Below are 22150 nucleotides of genomic sequence, written 5' to 3'. Positions count from 1 at the left end.
CTTAAACGACCCCGGCCCGAAGTGAATCCTATCGTCTTCGCCATTCCCGTTTTCATGCTGACCATCCTGCTCGAAGCATGGATTGCGCATCGCCGTGGACTGGCCGCCTACGATACCGCCGACGCCCTCACCAGCCTGCACCTCGGCATGGTGAGCCAGGTGGTCGGCCTGTTCGTCAAGCTGGCGATGCTGGGCATTTACACCGCCGTCTACGAGCACTGGCGTTTCGTCTCGCTGCCCGCCAACAGCGTGTGGGTGTGGCTGGGCGCATTGCTGGCCTACGATTTCTGCTACTACTGGACGCACCGCCTGGGCCACGAGGTCGGCGTGATGTGGGCCGCGCACGTGGTGCACCACTCGTCCGAGTTCTACAACCTCTCCACCGCGCTGCGCCAGACCTCCAGCGGCTGGGTGCTGGGCTGGCTGTTCTACCTGCCGATGGCGCTGGCCGGCGTGCCGCCGCTGGTGCTGGTCGGCGTCGGCCTGATCGACCTGCTGTACCAGTACTGGGTGCACACCGAAATGGTCGGCCGCCTCGGATTGCTGGACCGGGTGTTCGTCACGCCGTCCAACCACCGCGTACACCACGGCCAGAACGACTACTGCATCGACCGCAACTACGGCGGCATCCTGATCCTGTTCGACCGCATGTTCGGCACCTACGCCGACGAGCGCGCGGACGAACGCATTATCTACGGCGTGCGCACGCCGCTGCGCAGCCTCAATCCCGCCTGGGCCAACCTGCACTACTATGCCGATTTGTGGCTCGCGTCGCGCAGCGTTCGCGGCTGGCGCGGCAAGCTGCATGTGTGGTTCGGGCCACCCGGCGGCTGGACCGGCGAACCGCTCGGTCACTTCGACGCCACCCTGTTCACGCACTACCGCCCCGCCACGCCGCCTGCCGCCGCGCTCTACGCCATGCTGCAATTCGCCTTGCTGGTGCCGTGCGTATCGCACCTGATCGCGATCGCGCCTTCGCTGGCGCAGCCGCAGTTGCTGCTGTATGCGGGCGTGGTCGTCGCCAGCACACTGACGCTGGGGGCGCTGCTGGAAGACCGCCGGTGGGCGCTGCGCGCGGAACAGGCGCGCGCGTTGGGACTAGGGTTGGCGTTCGCGCTGCTGCCGCAGTGGTTCGGGTATGCAGCGCCGATGGTTTTGAAGTTGACGATCCTGGTCGTCATGGTGATCGCTGTAGTTTGGCTGGACAAGAATATAAAAACTTTCCAATGGAGGACGACATGAGCATCCCTGCCCGCACCGTAATTTCCGCCAGCCTGGCCGCAGCCTTCTTCGTGCCGCCCGCGTGGGCCGCCGACGAGATCCCGTCGGTGGTGGTCACCGCACAGTCCCGCAAGCAGTTCGTGCAGGACGTGCCGATGACCATCCAGGTACTGACCGCCAAAGACCTCGACGCCATCGGCGCCAAGGACCTGGGCGATTTGAACGGCTACGTTCCCGGCCTGGTGGTGGACGCGGTCGAGCCGACCCAGCCCGGCTTCGGCATACGCGGCGTGCAGACCGGCGACTTCGGCATCGCCACCGATTCGCCGGTAGGCATCTATGTCGACGGCGTCTACACCGGCAAGACCGGCGGCGCGCTGATGAACTTCATCGACGTCCAGCGCATCGAAGTGGTCAAGGGTCCGCAGGGCACGCTGTTCGGCCGTAACAGCGCGGCCGGCGCCATCGCCATCACCACCAATGAACCGGGCAAGGAGCTCGACGCCGCCGGCCATATAAAGCTGGGCAAATACGGCCGCGCCAATGCCGACGTCATGATGAACCTGCCGATCAGCGACAGCTTCGCCGCGCGCCTGGTGGCGGTGCGCTCGGGCAGCGAGGGCTGGGTCGACAACACCGCCACCGGAAAAAAATCCGGCGGCGACAAGGACTGGGCCACCCGCCTGACGTTGCGCAAGGACTTCGACGCCGCCAAGCTGGTGTTCGCATGGGAGCACGAGAACATGGAGCAGCATGGCCGCCCCGCTTTCGGCGTCATCAAGGATCCACGGCTGCCGCTGGGCGGCTACACCGGCGTCTATGACGCGGCCTACACCGCCAACTTCGTCGATCCCTTCAAGGCGCCGCTGCAGAACGACGACCAGGGCACCGAGGGACGGAAGTTCGACGGCGCCACGCTGCGCTTCGAAACGCCGCTGGCCGGCATGACCTTCAACTCCACCACCGCCTATCGCCGCTTCAGCACCCACAACGTGACCGACAACGACGGCGGCGCCCGTCCCGACCTGTACCTGACCACGCTGGACGCCAAGCGCGCCCACAGCTTCCAGCAGGAGTTCAAGCTGTCCGGCAAAACCGATAAGCTGGACTGGATCGCGGGTCTGAGCTTCTATCACAACAACGAGCACCAGGACGCCGGCGCCTTCGTCACCACCGGCACGCTGGACACGCTGAGCCAGTTCGGCGGCGGCCAGCCGAATTTCGCCATGCTGTTCGGCGGCCTGGGCGCGGCGGGCTTGCCGGGCATCGGCCCGAACACGGTGTTCAGCTGGGACGAAACGCACTACAGCGACGTCAAGACCAAGTCGGTCTCGATCTACGGCGACACCATCTGGCACCTGACGCCGGCCACCAACGTCACCGCCGGCCTGCGCTACACGCGAGATAACAAGCAGATGACCTGGTACGTGCCGGGCCGCGTGTCGCCGCAGCTGGACAACTTCCTCAACAGCTTCGGCCCGCTGGCGGGACTCGATGCCTCGGCCTTCCCGTCCAACGTCATCTTCAGCACGGCGGCGCAGCTGGCATCGTCGCCCGTCACGCGCGAGAAGGACTGGACCGACTGGAGCCCGCGCCTGGTGCTGGACCATAAGCTGAACAAGGACACGCTGCTGTTCACGTCCCTGGCGCGCGGCTACCAGGCCGGCGGCTTCAATATCTTCACGCCGCCGAATCCGGCCTCGCCGACCAACACCGGCAAGGACCCGAGCTTCGCGCCCGAGAAGATGACCAACTTCGAAGCCGGCGTGAAGCTGGCCTTCCCCGAGCTGCGCGCCACCGTCAACGCTTCGCTGTTCGCCTACAAGTTCAAGAATCTGCAGGACATCCAGCTGTACAGCGTGGGCACGCTGCCGACCTATAACGTGGTGTCCAGCGACCAGAAGGCGCACGGCCTGGATCTGGACGGTCGCATGCGCATCACGCCGCGCGTGACGGTATTCGGCGGCATGGAATACATCGACCAGACCTATACCCGCTACCAGCGCCTCGACGCCGCAGGCAACGTCACGCTGGACCTGGGCGGCCAGCCGGTCGGCACGCCGCGCCTGACGGCGATGGCGGGCGTGAACCTCAACTGGGAAACACTGGGCGGCCGCAGCAGCCTGAATTTCCAGGGCACGCATTCGAGCGCGCAGCGCTGCAACAGCGACACCGCCAAGCTCCAGTGCCTGCGCACCGCGCAGCTTGAGACGGGCAAGGCCACCAGCAAGTTCGACCTGCGCCTGGGCTGGGACAGCCCGAGTTCGCGCTACGGCGTGGCGCTGCTGGTCAACAATGTGTTCGACCAGCGCTACATTACCAGCCTCGGTGGACAAACGGAGCAATATGGTGCGCCCTATGCCTACCTCACGCCGCCGCGCATGATCGCGGTGGAATTCCGGGCCAGCTTGTAGATGGCCAAGGTACTCAAGCTCACCGCCGCCGCAGCCCTGGTGCTGGTGGGTGGCGCCGTGCTGACGCTGGCGCTGCATCCGCCCGAGCTGCTGCGGGTGGGCGCCAGCTACGGCGCCAAGATGGTGTGCTCGAATGTGTTCATCGCCGGCCGCGATGCGCAGGCCGTGCTGGCCGACGACGTGCAGGCGCCCGGCCATCCCCTCCTCAAGCTGCTGCAAGTGCGCGTCGACCAGGAGCAAAAGCTGGTGCGCGCCGACCTGCTGGGCTTTATCGGCAAGGGCCTGGCCGTGTACCGGCCCGGCACCGGATGCGCCGTGGTGCCGGACAACGACGTTACGCAGGCCGCGCAGTACCGGTTCTCGCCGTTGAAGATCTGGGCGCCGTCCGCCAATGTGGCGTGGCCGACCGGCTCGCAGCCGGAGACCCTGCCGGCGGTGCAGGCCTTGCTGGCGCAGGATGCGCTGGCCGGTCCCGGCATGCGCGGCATGGCCGTGATCCACCATGGCCGCCTGGTAGCGCAGCGCTACGGCGCCGGCTTCCACGCCGGCACACCGCTGCTGGGATGGTCGATGACCAAGACCGTCAGCGCGGCGCTGGTCGGCATCCTGATCGCCGACGGCAAACTGGCGTTGCAGCAAAGCGGCTTCTGGCCGAATGCAGGCAGCCCAGATACCGATCCGCGCGCGGCCATCACGCTGGCGCAGCTGATGGCGATGAGCAGCGGCCTGCAATTCAACGAAGGCTATGGCGACGTCTCTGACGTCACGCGCATGCTGTACCTGGAACCGGACATGGCGGCCTACGCCGCCGCCCGGCCGCTGGTGCAGCCACCCGGCGCCGCCTTCAACTACTCCAGCGGCACCACGCTGCTGCTGTCGCGGATCTGGCAGCGCGCGGCGGCCGGCGCGAACGCTGCGCCGACATCGGCGGCCGTGCTGTCGCTGCCGCACGCGCGCCTGTTCGAGCCGCTGGGGATGAGCAGCGCCGTGATGGAGGCGGATGCGCGCGGCAATCTGGTCGGCTCCAGCTATATGTATGCGACCACGCAGGACTGGGCGCGCTTCGGCCAGTTCCTGCTGCAGGACGGTGTCTGGCAAGGCAAGCGCCTGCTGCCGGAAGGCTTCGTGGCCACTATGCAGCAGGTGGCGCCGGCCTCCGGCGGCCAGTACGGACAGGGCCAAGTATGGCGCTGGGGACCGTCCGGCAGCACGCCGGAAGGACAGGACCCGGACCCGCCGTTCAAGCTTCCGGCCGATACCTACTGGCTGGAGGGCCACGACGGCCAGACCATCGCCATCGTGCCGTCGAAGCAGCTGGTGCTGGTGCGGCTGGGCCTGACGCCGGGTCGCCTGAACTATCAGCCGCAGGCGCTGCTCGGCGCCGTGATCAGGGCGCTGGAATGACGGCGGCCGACGCCATTCCCTACGGCCTGCTGCGCCACCAGGGCGCGATGCTCAGGGCCACCGCCAGGATGCTGCTGCAAGCCGCAGGCCGCGCCCTGCTGGCGCCCCAGGCGCCCGAGGTGCCCCATAGCGCCGATGCGCCACCGGATGCGCCCCCGGTGCGGACGCTCGCCGTCGCACCGCTCCAGCGCCGCATCGCCGCGCCGCCGGCGCAGCTGGTCGAACACTACATCCGCTGGTGCGGCGCGGCCGGCCGCTACGACGGCCAGCTGCCGCCGCACATGGTGTCGCAATGGAGCTTGCCGCTGGTGAGCGAACTGCTGATGCAGCTGCCCTACCGGCTCACCGGCATCATCAACCAGGGCGTTGCGATGACGGTGCATGGCCCGCTGCCGCGCGACACGCCGCTGACGCTGAGCGCCTCGGTCGAACAGGTCGCGCATGCGGACGGCTGGGCCAGGATCGTCGTGGCGGTCGGCACCGGCACCGCGCAGCAGGCGCGCCTGGTGGAGTCGCGGCTGCACATGCGCGTGCGCCTGCCTGGCGGGCGTTCCGCCCGCAACACCCCGGTCCGGCCGCCCGATCCCGCCTGGCTGACCGCCGGCACCTGGCGCGCCGACGCCAGCGACGGCCTGCGCTTCTCGCTGCTGACCGGCGACTTCAACCCGATCCACTGGTGCGGGCCGCTGGCGCGCCGCTCCATCTTCGGCGGCAAGGTGCTGCACGGTTTCGGCAGCCTGGCGCGCAGTTACGAAACGCTGGCGCCGGGCAGCTTCCGCGAGCTCGATGTGCGCTTCCTGCGCCCGGTCACGCTGCCCGGCCAGGCGCTGTCGGTGCAGCTGGCATCGGAGGCCGGCGCCGACGGCTGGCGCGCGCTGCGGCTGGCCGGCGGCGGCGACATGGTCCACCTCGCGGGCCGGCTACGCTGACTACGCCGACATTGCATGCCGCCGCCAGCCGGTGTATCGTCGGCGCAGTTCAACCAACTCCAGGGATGTGATGATGGCGCTACTGATATTAGGTTTGCTGATTTTCCTCGGGCTGCATTCGGTCCGCATCTTCGCCGACGACTGGCGCGGCGCCATGCGCGCGCGCCTGGGCGAGAACGGCTGGAAGGGACTGTATTCGCTGGTGTCGCTGGCCGGCTTCGGCCTGCTGGTCTGGGGCTACGGGCTGGCGCGCCAGCAGCCGGTGGTGGTGTGGTCGCCGCCGCGCTTCATGGCGCACATCGCCGCGCCGCTGATGGTGCTGTCCTTCATCCTGCTGATGGCGGCCTATGTGCCGGGCAACGGCATCAAGGCGCGCCTGCATCATCCGATGACGCTGGCCGTCAAGGTCTGGGCGCTGGCCCACCTGCTGGCCAACGGCACGCTGCATGACATCATCCTGTTCGGCAGCTTCCTGGTGTGGTCGGTGCTGCTGTTCCGCACGGCGCGCCGGCGCGACGCCGCCGCCGGCACCATCTACCCGCCCGGCAAGGGCGTGGCGACGGCCGTCACGGTGGTGGCCGGCTTCGGTGTGGCGGTGCTGTTCGCCCACTGGCTGCACCAGATGCTGATCGGCGTGAAGCCGTTCTGACACCTCAGTTGCATTTGCCCCGTATCACCGCCGCGATCACCCACGGCAGCGAGTAAGGCCCCACCACGGCGATGGGGCCGATATGCGCAGGTTGCAGCTTGAGCGCGTCGCCGTGCAGGCAATCGGGCACCTTGGCCTGCTCGAAGGCGGCCGTCATCGTGTCATGCATGGTCGGCGCCGTGGTGCCGAAGACGCCGGCCGCGCGGTTCGCCGTGTCGGCCGGATGCGGATCTTCGACGATGGTGGCGCGTACCGCCTTGCGTATCATCTCGTCGGACAACGCGGGCGGCAGGCTCAGGTCGCGCGCCAGCAGTTCGGGCTGCGCTTTGGGGGCCGGTGGCGGCACTTCCGGCAAAGACCAGGCAAGCAGCGGCATGGCCGCCAATATTCCCGCGACGATGGTATTTCTCATACTTGCTCCATGTCGGGCGCATCGCCGGCGGCCACGCGCACGGCGTTGCGCCCGCCCTGCTTGGCCGCGTACAGCATTTTGTCAGCCTGCATCAGCCAGTCGGCCGGCGTGCGGCGCTTGTCCATGAAGGCCACGCCGATCGAGATCGTCAGCGGATGGCCTTCAATCAGGCTGGCCGCGGCCACGGCGGCCCGCAGGTTGTCGGCCAGGCGGCTGGCCGCGTCCAGCGCCGCGCCGTTGGCGATGACGGCGAACTCCTCGCCGCCGTAGCGGAAGATGCGGTCGCTCGAGCGCGTATGCAGGCGCATCACCTCGCACAGCCGTATCAGCGCCTGGTCGCCGGCCGCGTGGCCGTACAGATCGTTGACCTGCTTGAAGTGATCCAGGTCCAGCAACAGCAGGCAGGACGGCAGGTGCGGACGGCGCTCGTCGGCGTGGTCGGCCAGCTTGCGGTCCAGCGAGCGGCGGTTGCCGACGCCGGTCAGGAAGTCCAGCTCCACCTCGGTGTGCAGCGCCTTGTTCTGCGCGCCCGTGCGCTGGGCGAAGATATACGCGAACAGGTTGACCAGGCCGATGGTGACGACGATGGTCATCAGGTTCAGCACCGCCAGCTGCGACAGCAGGATTACCACCAGCACCGCCAGCGAGACGCTGTTGATCGCCACCGCCACGCCGGGCCGCAGCACGAAGTAGCAGGCGATCATGGTCGGATACACCCAGTAGATCAGCGACACGCCGCGCAGGTACACCGTGGCCAGCATGCCGGCCGAATAAAACAGCGTGACGCAGAAGCTGGCGACCCGGTGGCGGCCGGTGCGCCACACATGCGCGATCACCGCCAGCATGGCCAGCACCAGCGCCATGTCGACCATGGCCGACAGCCACTGGTGCTGCATCAGGCGGTAGATGCCGAACGGCAGGATGCTGGGCACGCACAGCGCGCACAGCATCATCAGAATGACTTCTTCCATGCTGCGCTTGCGCTGGCCGTTCAGCCAGCCGAAGCGCCGCGCCGTCTCCTGGTCCGCGGCGGACATCGTACCCGGCTTCAGGTCGGCTGCCCGGCGGTGTGGGCCGGCGCCGCGCCGCCGGCGCCGTGGGGGGCGGCCTGCGGTTCGGCCTGCGGTTCGGCTTTATGCTGGCCGGACAGGAACATATACATGGCCGGCACCACGAACAGCGTGAACAAGGTGCCGATCGACAGGCCGGTGAAGATCACCAGGCCCATCGCATGGCGGCCGGCCGCGCCGGCGCCCGAGGCCACCACCAGCGGCACCACGCCGAACACCATCGCTGCGGTCGTCATCAGGATGGGGCGCAGGCGGGTGGCCGCCGCCTCCTCGATCGCTTCCCGCTTGCTCTTGCCGGCCGCGCGCAGGTGGTTGGCCACTTCCACGATCAAAATGCCGTGCTTGGAAATGAGCCCCATCAGCGTCACCAGCCCGACCTGGGTGTAGATGTTGATCGAGGCGTAGCCGAGGAAGATGAAGGTCATCGCGCCGAACAGCGCCATCGGCACCGAGAACAGGATCACGATCGGATCGCGGAAGCTCTCGAACTGCGCCGCCAGCGCCAGGAACACGATGATGACGGCGAACGCCATCGTCACCACGAAGCCGCCCGATTCGCTCATGTACTGGCGCGAGCCGCCCGAGTAGTCGACCGTGTAGCCCGACGGCGCCACTTCCTTGACGGTGTTGCGCAGGTATTCCAGGATCTCGCCCTGCGAGGCGCCGGTGACGCCGGCGATGGTGGCCGAGTTCAGCTGCTGGAAGCGGGTCACCGATTCCGGCTGCACGCTGTACTTGATGCTGGCCACGGTGCTGGCCGGAATCATGACGCCGCCCGGGGTCTTGATGTAGAAGTCCAGCACGTCGGCCGGGTTCAGGCGGTCGACCTGCTGCACCTGCGGGATCACCTTGTAGGACCGGCCGGAGATCGAGAAGTAGTTGACGTAGCCGCCGCCCAGCGCCGCGCCCATGGCGTTGCCGAAGTCCTGCTGCGTCAGGCCCAGCGTGGCCAGCTTGTCGCGGTCGACCTCGACGCGCGCCTGCGGCGAATCGATCTTCAGGTCGACGTCGGCGAAGTAGAACTTGTTGTCCTTGCGCGCCTTGTCCAGCACCGCCTGCGCCACCGTGTTGAGGTTCTCGAACGGCTCGGTGGTGGTGATGACGAACTGCACCGGCAAGCCCGAGCTGCCCGGCAGCGCCGGGAACTGGAACGCCGCCACGCGGCCGCCGGCCACATGGCTCCATTTTTCCTGCAGGTCCTGCTGGATCTCGTGCGCCGAGCGCGAGCGCTTGTCCCACGACTTGAACAGCACGCCGCCGATGCCCGAATTGGTGGTCGGCACGCCGGTGATCTGGAACATCTGCTCGTATTCGGGCAGTTGGTGCGCGATGTCGAAGATCTGCTTGGCGTAGGCCTGCATCTGGTCCGAGGTGGCGGTCGGCGCGCCGACCACCTGCGACAGCACGATGCCCTGGTCCTCTTCCGGCGCCAGTTCCGACTGCGACATCTTGAACATCACGCCCAGCAGCAGGCTCAGGATCAGGCCCATGACGATCAGCACCGGCCAGGTGTTGAGCAGGCTGTGCAGCAAACGCAGGTAGCCGCTATGGACCTTCTCGAACACCTTGTCGATGGCCTTGACGAACTTGCCTTCATCCTGCTTGGGGTCGAAGAAGTGGCCGCACATCATCGGCGACAAGGTCAGCGCGACGATGCCCGACACCGCCACCGCGCCGGCCAAGGTGAAGGCGAACTCGGTAAACAGCGCGCCGGTCAGGCCGCCCTGGAAGCCGATCGGCACGTACACCGCGATCAGCACCACCGTCATCGCCAGGATCGGGCTGCCCAGCTCGCGCGCGGCCATGATGGCGGCGTCGAACGGCTTGATGCCCTCCTTCATGTGGCGGTCGACGTTCTCCACCACGATGATGGCGTCGTCCACCACCAGGCCGATCGCCAGCACGATGGCCAGCAGGGTCAGCAGGTTGATCGAATAGCCCAGCATCAGCATCACGAAGAAGGTGCCGATCAAGGACAGCGGCATCGCGATCACCGGCACGATCACCGCGCGGAAGCTGCCCAGGAACAGGTAGATGACGATGGTGACGATGACCAGCGCTTCGATCAGGGTCTTGACCACTTCGTCGATGGAGGTGTTGATGAACTCGGTCGAGTCGTAGACGATCTCGCCGGTCAGGCCGTTCGGCAGCTGTTCCTTGATCGGCGGGAAGGCCTCGCGCACGCGCTTGGCCACGTCCAGGATGTTGGCTTCCGGCGCCACCTTGATGCCGATGAACACCGAGCGCACGCCGCTGAAGGCGACGTTGAAGTCGTAGTTTTCCGAACCCAGCGTGACGGTGGCGATGTCCTCCAGGTGGACGATGGCGCCGCCGGCCTGCTTGATGGCCAGCGCCTTGAACTCGTCGACCGTGTGCAGGTCGGTGCCGGCGGTCAGCGGCACGGTCACCATCTGGCCCTTGGTGGCGCCCAGGCCGGTCAGGTAGTTGTTCTGCGCCAGCGCGGCGCTGACCTCGGTCGCGGTGACGCCGTGCGCCGCCATCTTGCCGGCGTCCAGCCAGGCGCGCAGCGCGAACTGGCGCGCGCCCAGCAGCTCGGCGGTCTGCACGCCCTGGATCGAATCGAGTTTCGGCTTGACCACGCGCGCCAGGAAGTCGGTGACGTTGTTGGTCGGCAGCGTGTTGCTGTAGAAGCCCATGTACATGGCGTCGGTGGTCTGGCCGGTCTGCACCGTCAGCACCGGCTGCTGCGCCTGTTGCGGCAGCTGGTTGCGCACCGAGTTGACCTGGGTGGTGATCTCGGTCAGCGCGCGGTTGGAATCGTAGTTCAGCCGCAGGGTGGCGGTGATCACCGACACGCCGCTGTTGGACGACGACGACAGGTAGTCGATGCCCTGCGCCTGGGCGATGGCCCCTTCCAGCGGCTGGGTGATGAAGCCGGCCACGGTGGAGGCGTCGGCGCCGTAGTAGGTGGTGGAAATGGTGACCACCGCGTTCTGCGTCTTCGGATACTGGTTGATCGGCAGGCTGAACAACGAACGCAGGCCCAGCACCACGATCAGCAGGCTGACGACGCTGGCCAGGACCGGCCGCTTGATGAAGATGTCGGTGAAATTCATGGCGCGGATTCCCTTAGTGTTCCTGCGGCGTCGGGTTCGGGTTGTTGGCCGGCTGCACCTTGTTGTCGATCACGGCCGGCGTGCCGTTCTTCAGCTTGAGCTGGCCGCTGGTGACCACGGTCTGGCCTTCCTTGACGCCGGTCAGGATGGCGACCTGGTCGCCGCGCGTGGGGCCGGTGGTGACGAACACCTGCTGCGCCACCAGGTGGGCGTTGCCCTTGTCATCCTTGAGCGTGTCCTTGGCGTCGGCCGGCGGCGGCGCCAGCACGAACACGGTCGAGCCGTAGGGGTTGTAGGTGATCGAGGTCTGCGGCAGGGTCAGGTATTTCTTCTGGTCGCCCTGGTCCAGGCTGACGTTGGCGAACATGCCCGGCAGCAGCTGGCGCTTGGCGTTCGGCACCGTGGCCTCGACCTGCACGTTGCGGGTGGCGGCGTCGACTTTCGGGCTGATCGAGGTCACCTTGCCGGGGAAGGCCACGCCCGGATAGGCGTCGCTGGTCAGGCTGAGCTTCTGGCCGATGGACAGGCCGGCCAGCTGTTTCTGCGGCACGAAGAAATCGATATAAACGGTATCGATGGTTTGCAAGGTCACCAGCTTGTCGCCGGGGTTCAGGTACTGGCCGGGATTGACGGCGGTGATGCCCAGCTTGCCGGCGAACGGCGCGCGGATGGTCTTCTTGTCGACCACGGCCTGCTGCTGCGCCACCAGCGCCTTGCGGCTCTTCAGGTCGGCGTCGTCGTTGTCGAGCTGGGCCTGGCTGATGGCCTGGGCGGCGAATTGCAGCTTGTCGCGCTTGAGCACCGAGGCCGACAGGTCGGCCGCCGCCTGCAGCGCGCGCAGCTGCGCGATGTCGGAATCGGCGTTCATCTCGAACAGCACCTGGCCGGCCTTGACCTCGTCGCCCGACTTGAAGTGCACCTGGCGCACCAGGCCGGCGATCTCGGTGGTGACGTCGACGCCGCGCACCGGCACCAGCGTGCCGACCGACGTCAGCTGCGGTTGCCATTCGGAGACGGTGGCCTTGATCGCGGTGACGACCTGCGCGGTCGGCTTGGGCGAACTGGCGATCAGTTTTTTAATCTGCAAATACTTGCCGAACGCCAGCACGACGATCAGTAAAAGGACGGCGCCTATCATGATGAACATACGCTTGGTCATGTATCGTTCTCCTGCTTTTTAGTGTTGTTTGATATGTGCTGCTTACTTGGCACTGCCGTAGGGCGCGGCCGCCGACACCGCCGTGGCCGCCGGCACGCCGCCGGCGCGGTTCCACCAGCCGCCGCCCAGCGCCTGGAACAGCGCCGCCGTGTCGGCATAGCGGGCCGCCTGCGCCTGCACCAGCGCCACGTGGGCCTGCTGGTAGCTGCGCTGCGCGTCCAGCAGCACCAGGTAGCTGATGCCGCCCAGCTTGTACTGCTGGGTGGCCAGCGCCAGCGATTCGGCCGCCAGCGACTCCGCCTCGGCCTGGGCCTTGAGCGCGGCGGCGTCGGAGTCGAGCGCGCGCAGGCTGTCGGCGACGTTCTGGAACGCCGTCAGCACCGTGGCGCGGTACTGGGCCGCCGCCACGTCGTAGGCCGCTTCCGCCGCGCGCCGTTTGGCGCTCAGGGCGCCGCCGTTGAAGATGGGCGCGGTCAGGCCGGCGGCCAGGTTCCAGGCGGTGGTCTCGGCGTCGAACAGCTTGCTGAAGGTCTGGGCCGACGAGCCGTAGCTGCCGCTCAGCGTGAACTGCGGATACTGGGCCGCCGTCGCCACGCCGATCGCCGCGCTGGCCGCGTGCAGCTGTTCCTCGCTGGCGCGGATGTCGGGCCGCTGGCGCACCAGCGCCGACGGCAGCGACACCGGCAGCGATTCCGGCAGGGTCAGCGAGGCCAGCTCGAACTCGGGCATGCCGGCCTCGCTCGGCAGCTTGCCGGCCAGCACGGACAGCTGATGGCGGCTTTGCGCCAGCGCCTTTTCCAGCGGCGGCAAGGTGGCGGCGATCTGCGCCGCCTGGTTGCGCTGGGTGAGCAAGGTGTTGCGCGGCACGGCGCCGAACTGGAATTGTTTCTCGATCACGCCCAGCTGCTGGTTGAGGGCGGCCAGCACTTCCTGCGTGGCCTTCAGCTGCGCGCGCAGCGACGCTTCGCGGATGGCGGTGGTCACCACATTGGCGCTCAGCGCCAGGTAGGTCGCCTCGACCTGGAAGCGCTGGTAGTCGACCTGGGCGCGCGCGCCTTCCAGCGTGCGCCGGGTGGCGCCGAACACGTCCGGCGTGTAGGCGACGTTGACCGAGGCGTTGTACAGGTTGAAGACGCCGCCGTTGCCGCCGCCGGACTCGGACACCTTCTGGCGCGCCACGCCCAGTTGGCCGTTCACCGTGGGATAGACCAGACTGCCGGACTGGGCGTTATAGCTTTCCTGCGCCTGGCGCAGCGCCGCTTCGGCCGCCGCCATATTCGGGTTCTGCTCCAGCGCGCTGCGGATCAGTTGGTCCAGCGCCGGCGAGCGGAACACCGTCCACCACTGCGCCGGAATATCCTGGCCCATGGCGAACTGCTGGGCGGCGCCGCCGACGCCGGCCGATGCCGCCGTCTGGGCCGCCAGCGGCGTGGGGGTGTAGCGCTCGCCCGCCGCAGCGGGTGCGGCCGGCGTCTTGAATTCGGGGCCGAGGGCGCAGCCGCCCAATCCCGCCGCGACCAGCGCCGCCACGCCGGCGTGCACGGCTTGCCGGTGGAACTGCCTGAAGTTCTGTTTTCTCACAAAAAACTCCCGCTGAAGGGTCATGCCAGACCAAAAGGTTAACTGAACTGCACTTTTGCCTGACATATTCGCATTTTTTAGGTGCTGAGTGTGTTTTTTGTATGACGTTTGCGCCGCGAAACTTGCAGCACGAAAAAAAACGGGCTCCGCCGTGAAGGCGAAGCCCGTTTTAGGGCAAGCTGTGTGGGACAGGTCAGGCGGCTTCTGCGGTGGCCACCACGCCGTAAGCGCGGTTGACTTCGGTCAGCGAAAAGGCCGATGGGCCGTTGACGGCGGAATCCACCGCGCGCTCGCTGCTGCGGTAGGTGATCGGCATCTGGTAGCGGCGCAGCTCTTCGGGACTGATCTTGCCGTCCTTGTTGGTGTCGGCGGCCATGTCGACCTTGCCGCTGCCCAGCACGCCGTTTTCATCGACGCCCGGCAAAGGATCGGGCGACACCAGCTTGTTGCTGTCGTCGGCGCTGGCGTCGACGCCGAACTTGGCGCGGAAGAACTCGGTCTCAGGACGCTGCACCAGGCGCTTCAAGCCTTCGTCGAATTGCTTCAACGCCAGCTTCATGCCATCGTCATCCGATTCCGCCACGGCCTTGACCACGGCGCTGGCCTTGTCGGCCGCGTTGGCGGTCAGCACGGGGTCGTTTTGCACCGGGGAATTGAAGCCAGGCAGGGACAGATAGGCGGCGACCGATGCGCTCAAGTCCGCATTGGTTTCGGCTACAGGCGTGGCGTTTTTCTTCGGCTCAAGCGTCTTCTCCGCGACCACGGCCGCAGGAAGGGAAGCACCACCAATATTGTTCACCATGATCATAATCGACTCCTGTTTGACGACACCTGGAACTGTCGAGCAAAAATAACTTCTACCCCATCATTCTATCAAGGTTTTGGCAACAATCACCATTTTTAGCGGGCTGTAGAGCGAAAAAGTGTCTTTTTCCCATGCGAAACTTGCACTAAAGAATTGTTCTAATTTACAAAATTAATCACTCAAAGCCTGCAATAGTTTTTCCCCATCGGGACAGCCCCAACCCGTGCAGGCGTCCCATCCCGGCACCGCCTGTTGGGCGCCATTATTGCCGTTCGTAACGTCCCTGGTCACGCCCCTGCCCTGCAGCGAGCCGTACAGCAAGGGATGCAGGAAGCCGACCGGACGGCCGAGCCGCTGGTTGATCAGCGCCAGCAGGCCGGCCCACAGCGGCGCCACCGCGCTGGTGCCGCCGAACACCAGGTTCTGGCCGTCGACCCGCACCTTGTAGCCGCTGGCCGGATCGGCGTCGCCGGCCACGTCCGGCACGCCGCGCGCGGCATGGCCGTTGACCACGCCCTGCTGGTAGTCGGGGCAGCCGAAGAAGCTGCTGTAGCCGCCGCCGGTGGCGCTGTTGGGGCCGCTGTTCCACACGGTTTCGACGGCGGGGCCGCCGTCCTGCAGCATCACGCGGGTGCCGCCGCAGGCCAGCGCGTGCGGCGCCGACGCCGGGAAGTCCACGTGCTGGGCGCCGTCGCCGACGCCGTCGGTGGAGCCGTTGTCGCCGGCCGCGCACAAGATCGTCACGCCCATCGCGGCGGCGTCGGCGAAGGCTTGTTCGAAGGCGGTCATGGCCTGGCCGGTCCAGGCCGATTCCGGCGCGCCCCAGCTGATCGAGATCACCGACGGCTTGTTGGTCGCGTCGTGCACGGCGGCCGTGATGGCATCGAGAAACCCGCGTTCGGTGTTGGGCGCGTAGTAGACCGCGATCAGCGCGCCCGGCGCCACCGCGCCCGCCACCTCGATGTCGAGCATCACCTCGCCGTCGGCGCTGTTGGCGGTGGAGGGGCGGTTCTTGGCGTGGTCGATGCAGACCGACTTGACGCGCGGCACCGGCAAGCCCAGCTCGCCGAAATACACCTTCAGGTCGCGCGGCCGGCTGCCGCCGCCCAGCTCGATGATGGCGATGCACTGGCCGCTGCCGTCCAGCCCCTGCGGGAAGTTGTACAGCCGCGCCAGCTGCGGCGGCGAGAACGCGATGTTGGCGGCCGCCGCCGAGGCGAAGCCGTCCGCCTGCAGGCGCTGGAACTTGGGCGTGGCGACCGGCCGGTCGTCCAGCCCGAACACGCCCTCGACCACGCCGGCCAGCGCAGCGGGCACGCTCAGTTCGCCGGTCCGGCCGCGGTAGCTGCCGTCCGGATATTCGTACTCTTCCAGCTGGACGCCGAAGGCCTCGCACATCTGCGCGGCCGTGCCGGCCAGCACCACGCGCCGCTGGGCCGCATCGCTGCTGATCACCACCATGCCCTGCTGGGCCGCGAAGGCCTCGACCTGGGCGATGTCGGCGTCGCTGGCGCCGTGGGCCTGGGCGAACTGTTCGCGGCTCAGGTACTGGCGCGCGACCGGCTGGGCGTCGGCGGTGGCCGCCTGCAGGTCGAGCGGCGCGCGATCGGGCGCGGCGCGCAGCCGCACGGTGATTTCTATGGTCTGCTCGTCCGCAACCGGACCCAGCGCGACCGCGCCCTGCAACGCCAACTGGCCGCTGCCGGGAATGATATGGGGGGTGGATGTCGTGGCCATCGTAAGCTCCTTTCGATTGGGATTACCGTCAAAAGATACTGGCCGCCATGGCCGCGCGATTGATGCAGCGCAGAGGAGTCGTTGATAAATCAGCGGACCGGCCTTGCCACCATCTCACAATAGAGATATATTCTCGATTATGAGAAACGAGATCGAATCCCGCCTGGCCCAGCGCCTGGCCGCCCTGCGCGTGGAGCGCGGACTGTCGCTGGACGAGCTGGCCGGCGCCAGCGGCATCAGCCGCGCCACGCTGTCGCGCCTGGAGCGCGGCGAGACCAGTCCCACCGCCGCCCTGCTGGGCAAGCTGTGCGCCGTGTTCGGCTTGCCGATGTCGCGCCTGATCGCCGAGGCCGAATCGCAGCCCGGCGAGCTGCTGCGCGCCGCCGACCAGGCGCTATGGCAGGACCCCGCCAGCGGTTTCCGGCGGCGCATGGTGTCGCCGCCGGCGCGCGGCTACGGCGTCGAACTGGTGGAGGGCTGGCTGCCGCCCGGCGCCCGCATCGACTACGACAGCGCCCCGGTGCCCGGCATGGAGCAGCACCTGTGGCTGCTGGAGGGCGCGCTGGACTACACGCTCGACGGCGTCACCCATCAGCTGCAGGCGGGCGATTGCCTGCGTTTTCACCTGTTCGGCGCCACGCGCTTTTTCTGCCCAGGGCCGTCGCCGGCCCGCTACCTGATCGCCCTATGTCCACCATAACCCAACTCGATGCCGCCGGCCTGCGCCGGCATGCCACAGAGCTGGCGCACGTGCTGCGCAATTGCGTGCTGCACGGCGCCAGCGTCGGCTTCCTGCTGCCCTGTTCACAAGAAGAAGCCGAGGCCTTCTGGCTGGCGCTGGCGCCGCAGGTCGACAGCGGCGAACGGCTGCTGTTCATCGCGCATGATGACCACGGCGCGCTGTGCGGGACGGTGCAACTGGTATTGTGCCGCCTGCCCAACGGCCGCCACCGCGCGGAGATTTCCAAGATGCTGGTCCATTCCGGCGCGCGCCGGCAAGGCATCGCCCAGGCGCTGATGCGGCATGCGCTGGCGCGGGCGGGCGCGCTGGGCTGCAAGCTGCTGGTGCTCGATACCTGCACCGGCTTCCCTGCGCAGGGCATGTATGAAAAGCTGGGCTTCGCCGTCACCGGCGTGGTGCCCGACTACGCCGCCCTGCCCGACGGCACGCTTGGGCCCACCACCTTCATGCACATGCGCTTGTGACCCTCACGCCACCTTATTGGACAGTCCACCTTGATTAATTGGTCAGGCCACCGTAGAATTGGCTGACCAATTGACCACAGCACCACCCTCTTCCCGCATTACACAGATTTTTGACCAACCACGAGCTCGGCGCTCCCCGCGCCCTCCTCGCGGTGGCACGGCATACGCGAGGTGTGCCGACCGGCGACCGGCGCAGACCGGCGTTATGCAACTCAATATCTGGAGACAAAAATGCACGTCAACTTACTCAAAGCCGTGGCGGCCGCCACTTCTGCCGCCTGTATCGCCCTGCCGCTGGCCCTCGCCGGCGGCAGCGCGCAGGCGGCCGCTCCGCTGCACAACGCCGTCATCAGCGCCAGCTACAACGGCGACGCCGCCGGCATGCTGGGCCTGGACCACGGCTTCAACGCCGAACCGGGCAGCAACGTCAGCGGCCTCGATCCCAACACTCCCGGCGCCGAATTCCTGAGCGCCGACTACCTGCTGGCCTTCGACTTCTCGGCCGACGGCCACCTGACCATCCTCAACAACGGCCCGGTCAGCGGCGGCAGCTACAGCGCAACCTTCGACTTCGGCGCCACGCTGGCCGCGCCCATCGCCGGCTTCAGCGTTGTCGACAGCGGCGCCACCAGCGGCACGCCGGTGCTGACCATCGTCAACAGCCATGCCATCGCCATCGACCTGAGCGCGGTGAACTGGAACGGCGACTTCAACGCGCTGGAAACCGCCATCGTCCTGCAAGCGATGCCGGTGCCGGAACCGGCCGCCGGCTGGATGCTGCTGGCCGGACTCGCAGGCTTGGGCGCCATGGCGCGCCGCCGCAAGCCGCAGCACTAAACCGCCCTCACCATCCAAGGAGCACCATATGAAACGCTACAGTTTCAGGGCGGCGCTACGCCTGTCCCTTCTCATTGCACTGTCCGCCCAGGCGGCATCGCCCGACGTCGCCTTGCAGACCGCGCCCGCCGACGGCTTTGCCGCCATGGCCGGCGGCACCAGCGGCGGCGCCACGGCGCTGTCGTCCAACATCTACACCGCGACCAATCGCGTGCAACTGCTGGCGGCCATCAAGCACGGCGGCGCCGCGCCCAAGATCATCAAGTTGAGCGGCACCATCGACATGAGCGAGGGCGTGCCCTACGCCAACACCGGCGACCAGGCGATACGCGGCCTGATACGCCTGCCCAGCAACACCACGCTGATCGGCGACGGCGCGGCGTCGGGCATCGTCAACGGCCACATCGTGGTCGCCAACGTCTCGCAGGTCATCATCCGCAACCTGAAGATCGTCAACCCTTGCGACGTCGGCCCGGTCTGGGACCCGAGCGACGGCGCGATCGGCAACTGGAACTCGGCCTACGACGGCATCGGCGTCAGCGGCTCGGACCACATCTGGATCGACCACAACACCTTCACTGACGGCGCCATGAGCGACGACCTGCTGCCAATCGAGAACGGCCAGCCCAAGCAGTGCCACGACGGCGCGCTCGACATCACCAACGCCTCCGACTACGTGACGGTGTCGTACAACGTCTTCGGCCAGCACCGCAAGAACAACCTGATCGGCTCCAGCGACAGCGCCTCCGCCGACAGCGGCAAGCTGCACGTCAGCTTCAGCAACAACGTCTTCCGCGACATCGTCAGCCGCGCGCCGCGCGTGCGCTACGGCCAGGTCCACGTGTACAACAACTATTTCGTCGGCAGCAAATCGCATCCGGCCTACCCCTACGAATACAGCATAGGCGTGGGCCAGGCGGCGCAGATCCTGTCCAACAACAATGTGTTCGAGATCGCCGGCCCGCGTACCCTGCGTTGCGACGACGTTGTCGAACCGATCGGCGGCACCGTGCCGGGCGCGTTCAAGGACAGCGGCTCGATGCTGAACGGCGCGCCGCTGGCCGGCTGCTCGACGCCGAACAGCGTCGCCTACACCGTGCCCTACGCCTACGCGGCGCGGCCGCTGGCGCTGGTCAAGGCCAACGCGCTGGCGCAGGCCGGCGGCGGCAAGCTGAGCACCGCCATCAGCGGCAGCGGCAACGTCACGCCCGACGTCAGCGTGATGCTGACTTGCCCGCCGTCCGGCCTGTATTTCTGCGACGACTTCCAGAACGGCGGCGCGGCCAACTGGGACCTGCTGCCGGTGGCCGGCGCCAACGGCAGCTTCAGCGTCAAGGCCGAAAGCGTGGGCGGCGCCAACCTGGTGATGCAGTACACGGCGGCCAGCACCGGCGGCGTGCTGGCGTTACTCAAACCTGCGGCCTTGGGCGGCGTGCCGTCCGCCGACTACTACGTCGAGGCCCGCATCAAGCCCCTGACCAACGGCACCACCGGCAACAAGCAGCTGTACCTGGTGACCCGCTACAAGGACGCCGCCAACTGGTACGGCGGCGGCCTCAATGTGCAAAGCAGCACCGCCAGCACGCAGGTGGAAATCGCCAGGATGCTGGCCGGTTCGCTGTCGCGCCCCAAGCAGGTGAAGAAGCCGATCGCGATGGACGCGCAGTTCTACACGGTGCGCTTTGAAATGATCGGCAGCTCGCTGACCATCTACCTGGACGGCGAAGCGCTGGGCACCGTGACCGATGCCGCCTTCGCGGAGCGTGGCAGGGTCGGCCTGTACACGGCCAACAAATCGTTCCAGATCGACGACGTGCGCATCGGCGATCCGGCGCTCAAGCCTTCGCAGCTGACGCTCAATCCATCCTCGCCCAGCTACGCGGCCGAAGTGGGCGACGCGCCGCTCGGCGTCAGCGTCACCGCCGTCAAGCCGAACGGCGCGCTGGACGGCTTCAGCGCCAGCTCCAGCAACCCGGCGGTGGCGGCGGTTTCCATCAACGGCACGCTGCTGACGATCACGCCGGTGGGCGCCGGCAGCGCCAGCATCGTCATCACCAGCGATTCCGATCCGACCTTGCAGCGCACTATCGCCGCCACCATCAGCCCGCAGTTCGTGCAGCCGACGCAAACCTATCCTCTGACCGGCGCCGCCCTGCCCGCGCAAGCCGGCAGCGCCAACATCGACGCCTCGCTCAGGCTGACCTTCGACACCCCGCCGACGCTGGGCAGCGGCGGCAGCATCCGCATCTTCCGAAAGAGCGACGACGCGCTGGTCGATGTGATCCGGCTCTCCGGCGAGACCGACATCCTGGGTTATGCCGGACAGCCGACCATCCGCAAGGTCAACACCACGCCGGTCAGCATCAGCGGCAATACGGTGACGATCAAACCGCACAGCAACAAGCTCGCTTACGGCACCGAATACTACGTCGCCGTCGCCAACGGCGTGTTCAACGGCGCCACGCTGGGCGGCGTACCGTTCGCCGGCATCGGCAAACTGGGCGACTGGTGGTTCACCACGCGCGCCGCCGGCCCGGCCGCCGGCAGCACCAGCCTGACGGTGGGCGCCGCCGACGACGCCGACTTCAACACCGTGCAGGCGGCGCTGAACTACGCGATGAAGGAACTGGCCGCCAACGATCCGCTGACCATCACCGTGCGCAACGGCACCTACAACGAGCTGCTCTACCTGCGCGGCAAGAACAACCTCACCCTGGCCGGCGAAAGCCGCGACGGCGCCGTGATCCAGTATGCCAACTACGACACGCTGAACACCGGCTCCGGCAGCAGCCAGGCCAACGGCGACAGCGCCACGCCAGCCGGCGGCCGCGCCGTCATGCTGGTCGAAGCGGCCGACATGCTGACCCTCGACACGCTGACATTGAAGAACACCACGCTGCGCTCGGGCGCCATTTCGGCCCAGGCGGAAACGATATACTTCAATACCGACAGCGGCCGCCTGCTGGCAAAGAACGCCAACTTCTACAGCGAGCAGGACACGCTGAACCTGAAAGGCTACGCCTGGTTCTATCACTCGCTGGTGGCGGGGAATGTGGACTTCATCTGGGGCGGCAGCCGCGCCGCGCTGTTCGAGGAAAGCGAGATCCGCTCGGTGGGCGACACCGCCAACGCCGGCAGCGGCGGCTACGTGCTGCAAGCGCGCGTGGCCAACGCCACCGACAAGGGCTACGTCTTCCTCAACAGCAGCCTGACGCACGGCGCCGGTCCCGGCCCTCAGCATGGCGACGTGCCGGCCGGCTCGACCTACCTGGCGCGCAGCCCGGGCGGCACCGCCACCTGGGACAACGTCGCCTTCATCAACACCAGGATGGACGCGCACGTGGCCACCGTCGGCTGGGCCGGCGCCGGCGTGAACGGCCAGCCGGCCCCCAACCCGGTAACGCCGACCGCCGCCAGCGGCTGGCGCGAATACGGCAGCACCACGCTGGCCGGCGCGCCGATCAATCTGGCGGCGCGCGTCGGCGGCTTCCAGCTGAGCGCCAGCGACGTGGCGGCCGGCTTCGCCGACCGCGCCAAGGTGTTCGCGGCCTACAACGGCGGCGCCGGCTGGAACCCGCAGCCCTAGTGTTTGTCATCGAGCCGTCACAAGGATGGGGTAGGATATCGCCGGCGCATGGTAGGCTGTGCG

At 67.4% G+C, this 22150-nt stretch carries 16 protein-coding genes; 9 read left to right on the top strand and 7 right to left on the bottom strand.

Annotated elements, in window-relative coordinates; translation table 11 throughout:
- Window positions 1-21 precede the first annotated feature (21 nt).
- From RUGAMON1_RS02890 to RUGAMON1_RS02870, 5 genes are all read left to right on the top strand, one after another.
- Window positions 22-1242: a sterol desaturase family protein gene (locus RUGAMON1_RS02890; RefSeq protein WP_445229072.1), complete on the top strand. Its 1221-nt coding sequence runs from the start codon at window positions 22-24 to the stop codon at window positions 1240-1242.
- A complete protein-coding gene (locus RUGAMON1_RS02885) occupies window positions 1239-3635 on the top strand; it encodes a TonB-dependent receptor (protein WP_445229071.1) in 2397 nt (798 codons plus the stop codon). The genes RUGAMON1_RS02890 and RUGAMON1_RS02885 overlap by 4 nt, the downstream gene beginning before the upstream one ends.
- Window positions 3636-5039 (top strand): serine hydrolase domain-containing protein, encoded by a 1404-nt coding sequence (locus tag RUGAMON1_RS02880; RefSeq protein WP_445229070.1) that lies wholly within the window; start codon window positions 3636-3638, stop codon window positions 5037-5039.
- Entirely contained in the window at window positions 5036-5968 is a 933-nt protein-coding gene (locus RUGAMON1_RS02875; RefSeq protein WP_445229069.1) for a MaoC/PaaZ C-terminal domain-containing protein, read from the top strand. Before RUGAMON1_RS02880 ends, RUGAMON1_RS02875 begins: the two co-directional genes overlap by 4 nt.
- Window positions 5969-6041: 73 nt before the next feature.
- A complete protein-coding gene (locus RUGAMON1_RS02870; RefSeq protein ID WP_445229248.1) occupies window positions 6042-6617 on the top strand; it encodes an NnrU family protein in 576 nt (191 codons plus the stop codon).
- Window positions 6618-6621: 4 nt separating this feature from the next.
- Here RUGAMON1_RS02870 and RUGAMON1_RS02865 read toward each other — a convergent pair whose 3' ends face one another.
- From RUGAMON1_RS02865 to RUGAMON1_RS02835, 7 genes are all read right to left on the bottom strand, one after another.
- Complete coding sequence (locus tag RUGAMON1_RS02865) at window positions 6622-7029, bottom strand: hypothetical protein (protein WP_445229068.1); 408 nt, start codon at window positions 7027-7029, stop codon at window positions 6622-6624.
- Window positions 7026-8066 (bottom strand): GGDEF domain-containing protein, encoded by a 1041-nt coding sequence (locus RUGAMON1_RS02860; protein WP_445229067.1) that lies wholly within the window; start codon window positions 8064-8066, stop codon window positions 7026-7028. The genes RUGAMON1_RS02865 and RUGAMON1_RS02860 overlap by 4 nt, the downstream gene beginning before the upstream one ends.
- Window positions 8067-8077: 11 nt before the next feature.
- A complete protein-coding gene (locus tag RUGAMON1_RS02855; RefSeq protein WP_445229066.1) occupies window positions 8078-11176 on the bottom strand; it encodes an efflux RND transporter permease subunit in 3099 nt (1032 codons plus the stop codon).
- 13 nt (window positions 11177-11189) lie between these two features.
- Window positions 11190-12335 (bottom strand): efflux RND transporter periplasmic adaptor subunit, encoded by a 1146-nt coding sequence (locus RUGAMON1_RS02850; RefSeq protein WP_445229065.1) that lies wholly within the window; start codon window positions 12333-12335, stop codon window positions 11190-11192.
- A gap of 42 nt (window positions 12336-12377) precedes the next feature.
- The gene (locus tag RUGAMON1_RS02845; protein WP_445229064.1) at window positions 12378-13916 is read right to left on the bottom strand and encodes an efflux transporter outer membrane subunit; all 1539 of its coding nucleotides are present in this window, start codon (window positions 13914-13916) and stop codon (window positions 12378-12380) included.
- A 193-nt stretch (window positions 13917-14109) separates the two neighbouring features.
- Window positions 14110-14724 (bottom strand): EF-hand domain-containing protein, encoded by a 615-nt coding sequence (locus RUGAMON1_RS02840; RefSeq protein ID WP_445229063.1) that lies wholly within the window; start codon window positions 14722-14724, stop codon window positions 14110-14112.
- 168 nt (window positions 14725-14892) lie between these two features.
- On the bottom strand, window positions 14893-16458 hold the full coding sequence (locus RUGAMON1_RS02835) for a S53 family peptidase (protein ID WP_445229062.1): 1566 nt from the start codon (window positions 16456-16458) through the stop codon (window positions 14893-14895).
- Between the two features lie 139 nt (window positions 16459-16597).
- On the opposite strand from RUGAMON1_RS02835, the gene RUGAMON1_RS02830 reads away from it, so the two are divergent.
- From RUGAMON1_RS02830 to RUGAMON1_RS02815, 4 genes are all read left to right on the top strand, one after another.
- Window positions 16598-17158, top strand: coding sequence for a helix-turn-helix domain-containing protein (locus RUGAMON1_RS02830; RefSeq protein WP_445229061.1), 561 nt, complete (start codon window positions 16598-16600; stop codon window positions 17156-17158).
- Window positions 17146-17664 (top strand): GNAT family N-acetyltransferase, encoded by a 519-nt coding sequence (locus tag RUGAMON1_RS02825; RefSeq protein WP_445229060.1) that lies wholly within the window; start codon window positions 17146-17148, stop codon window positions 17662-17664. The genes RUGAMON1_RS02830 and RUGAMON1_RS02825 overlap by 13 nt, the downstream gene beginning before the upstream one ends.
- 231 nt (window positions 17665-17895) lie before the next feature.
- Window positions 17896-18501, top strand: coding sequence for a VPLPA-CTERM sorting domain-containing protein (locus RUGAMON1_RS02820; RefSeq protein WP_445229059.1), 606 nt, complete (start codon window positions 17896-17898; stop codon window positions 18499-18501).
- A gap of 28 nt (window positions 18502-18529) precedes the next feature.
- Window positions 18530-22087, top strand: a complete 3558-nt coding sequence (locus RUGAMON1_RS02815) for a pectinesterase family protein (RefSeq protein ID WP_445229058.1) — start codon at window positions 18530-18532, stop codon at window positions 22085-22087.
- Window positions 22088-22150 lie beyond the last annotated feature (63 nt).

The organism is Duganella rhizosphaerae, from assembly GCF_040364205.1.
Lineage (GTDB): Bacteria > Pseudomonadota > Gammaproteobacteria > Burkholderiales > Burkholderiaceae_D > Rugamonas > Rugamonas rhizosphaerae.
This window is presented reverse-complemented; position numbering and strand designations above follow the sequence as displayed.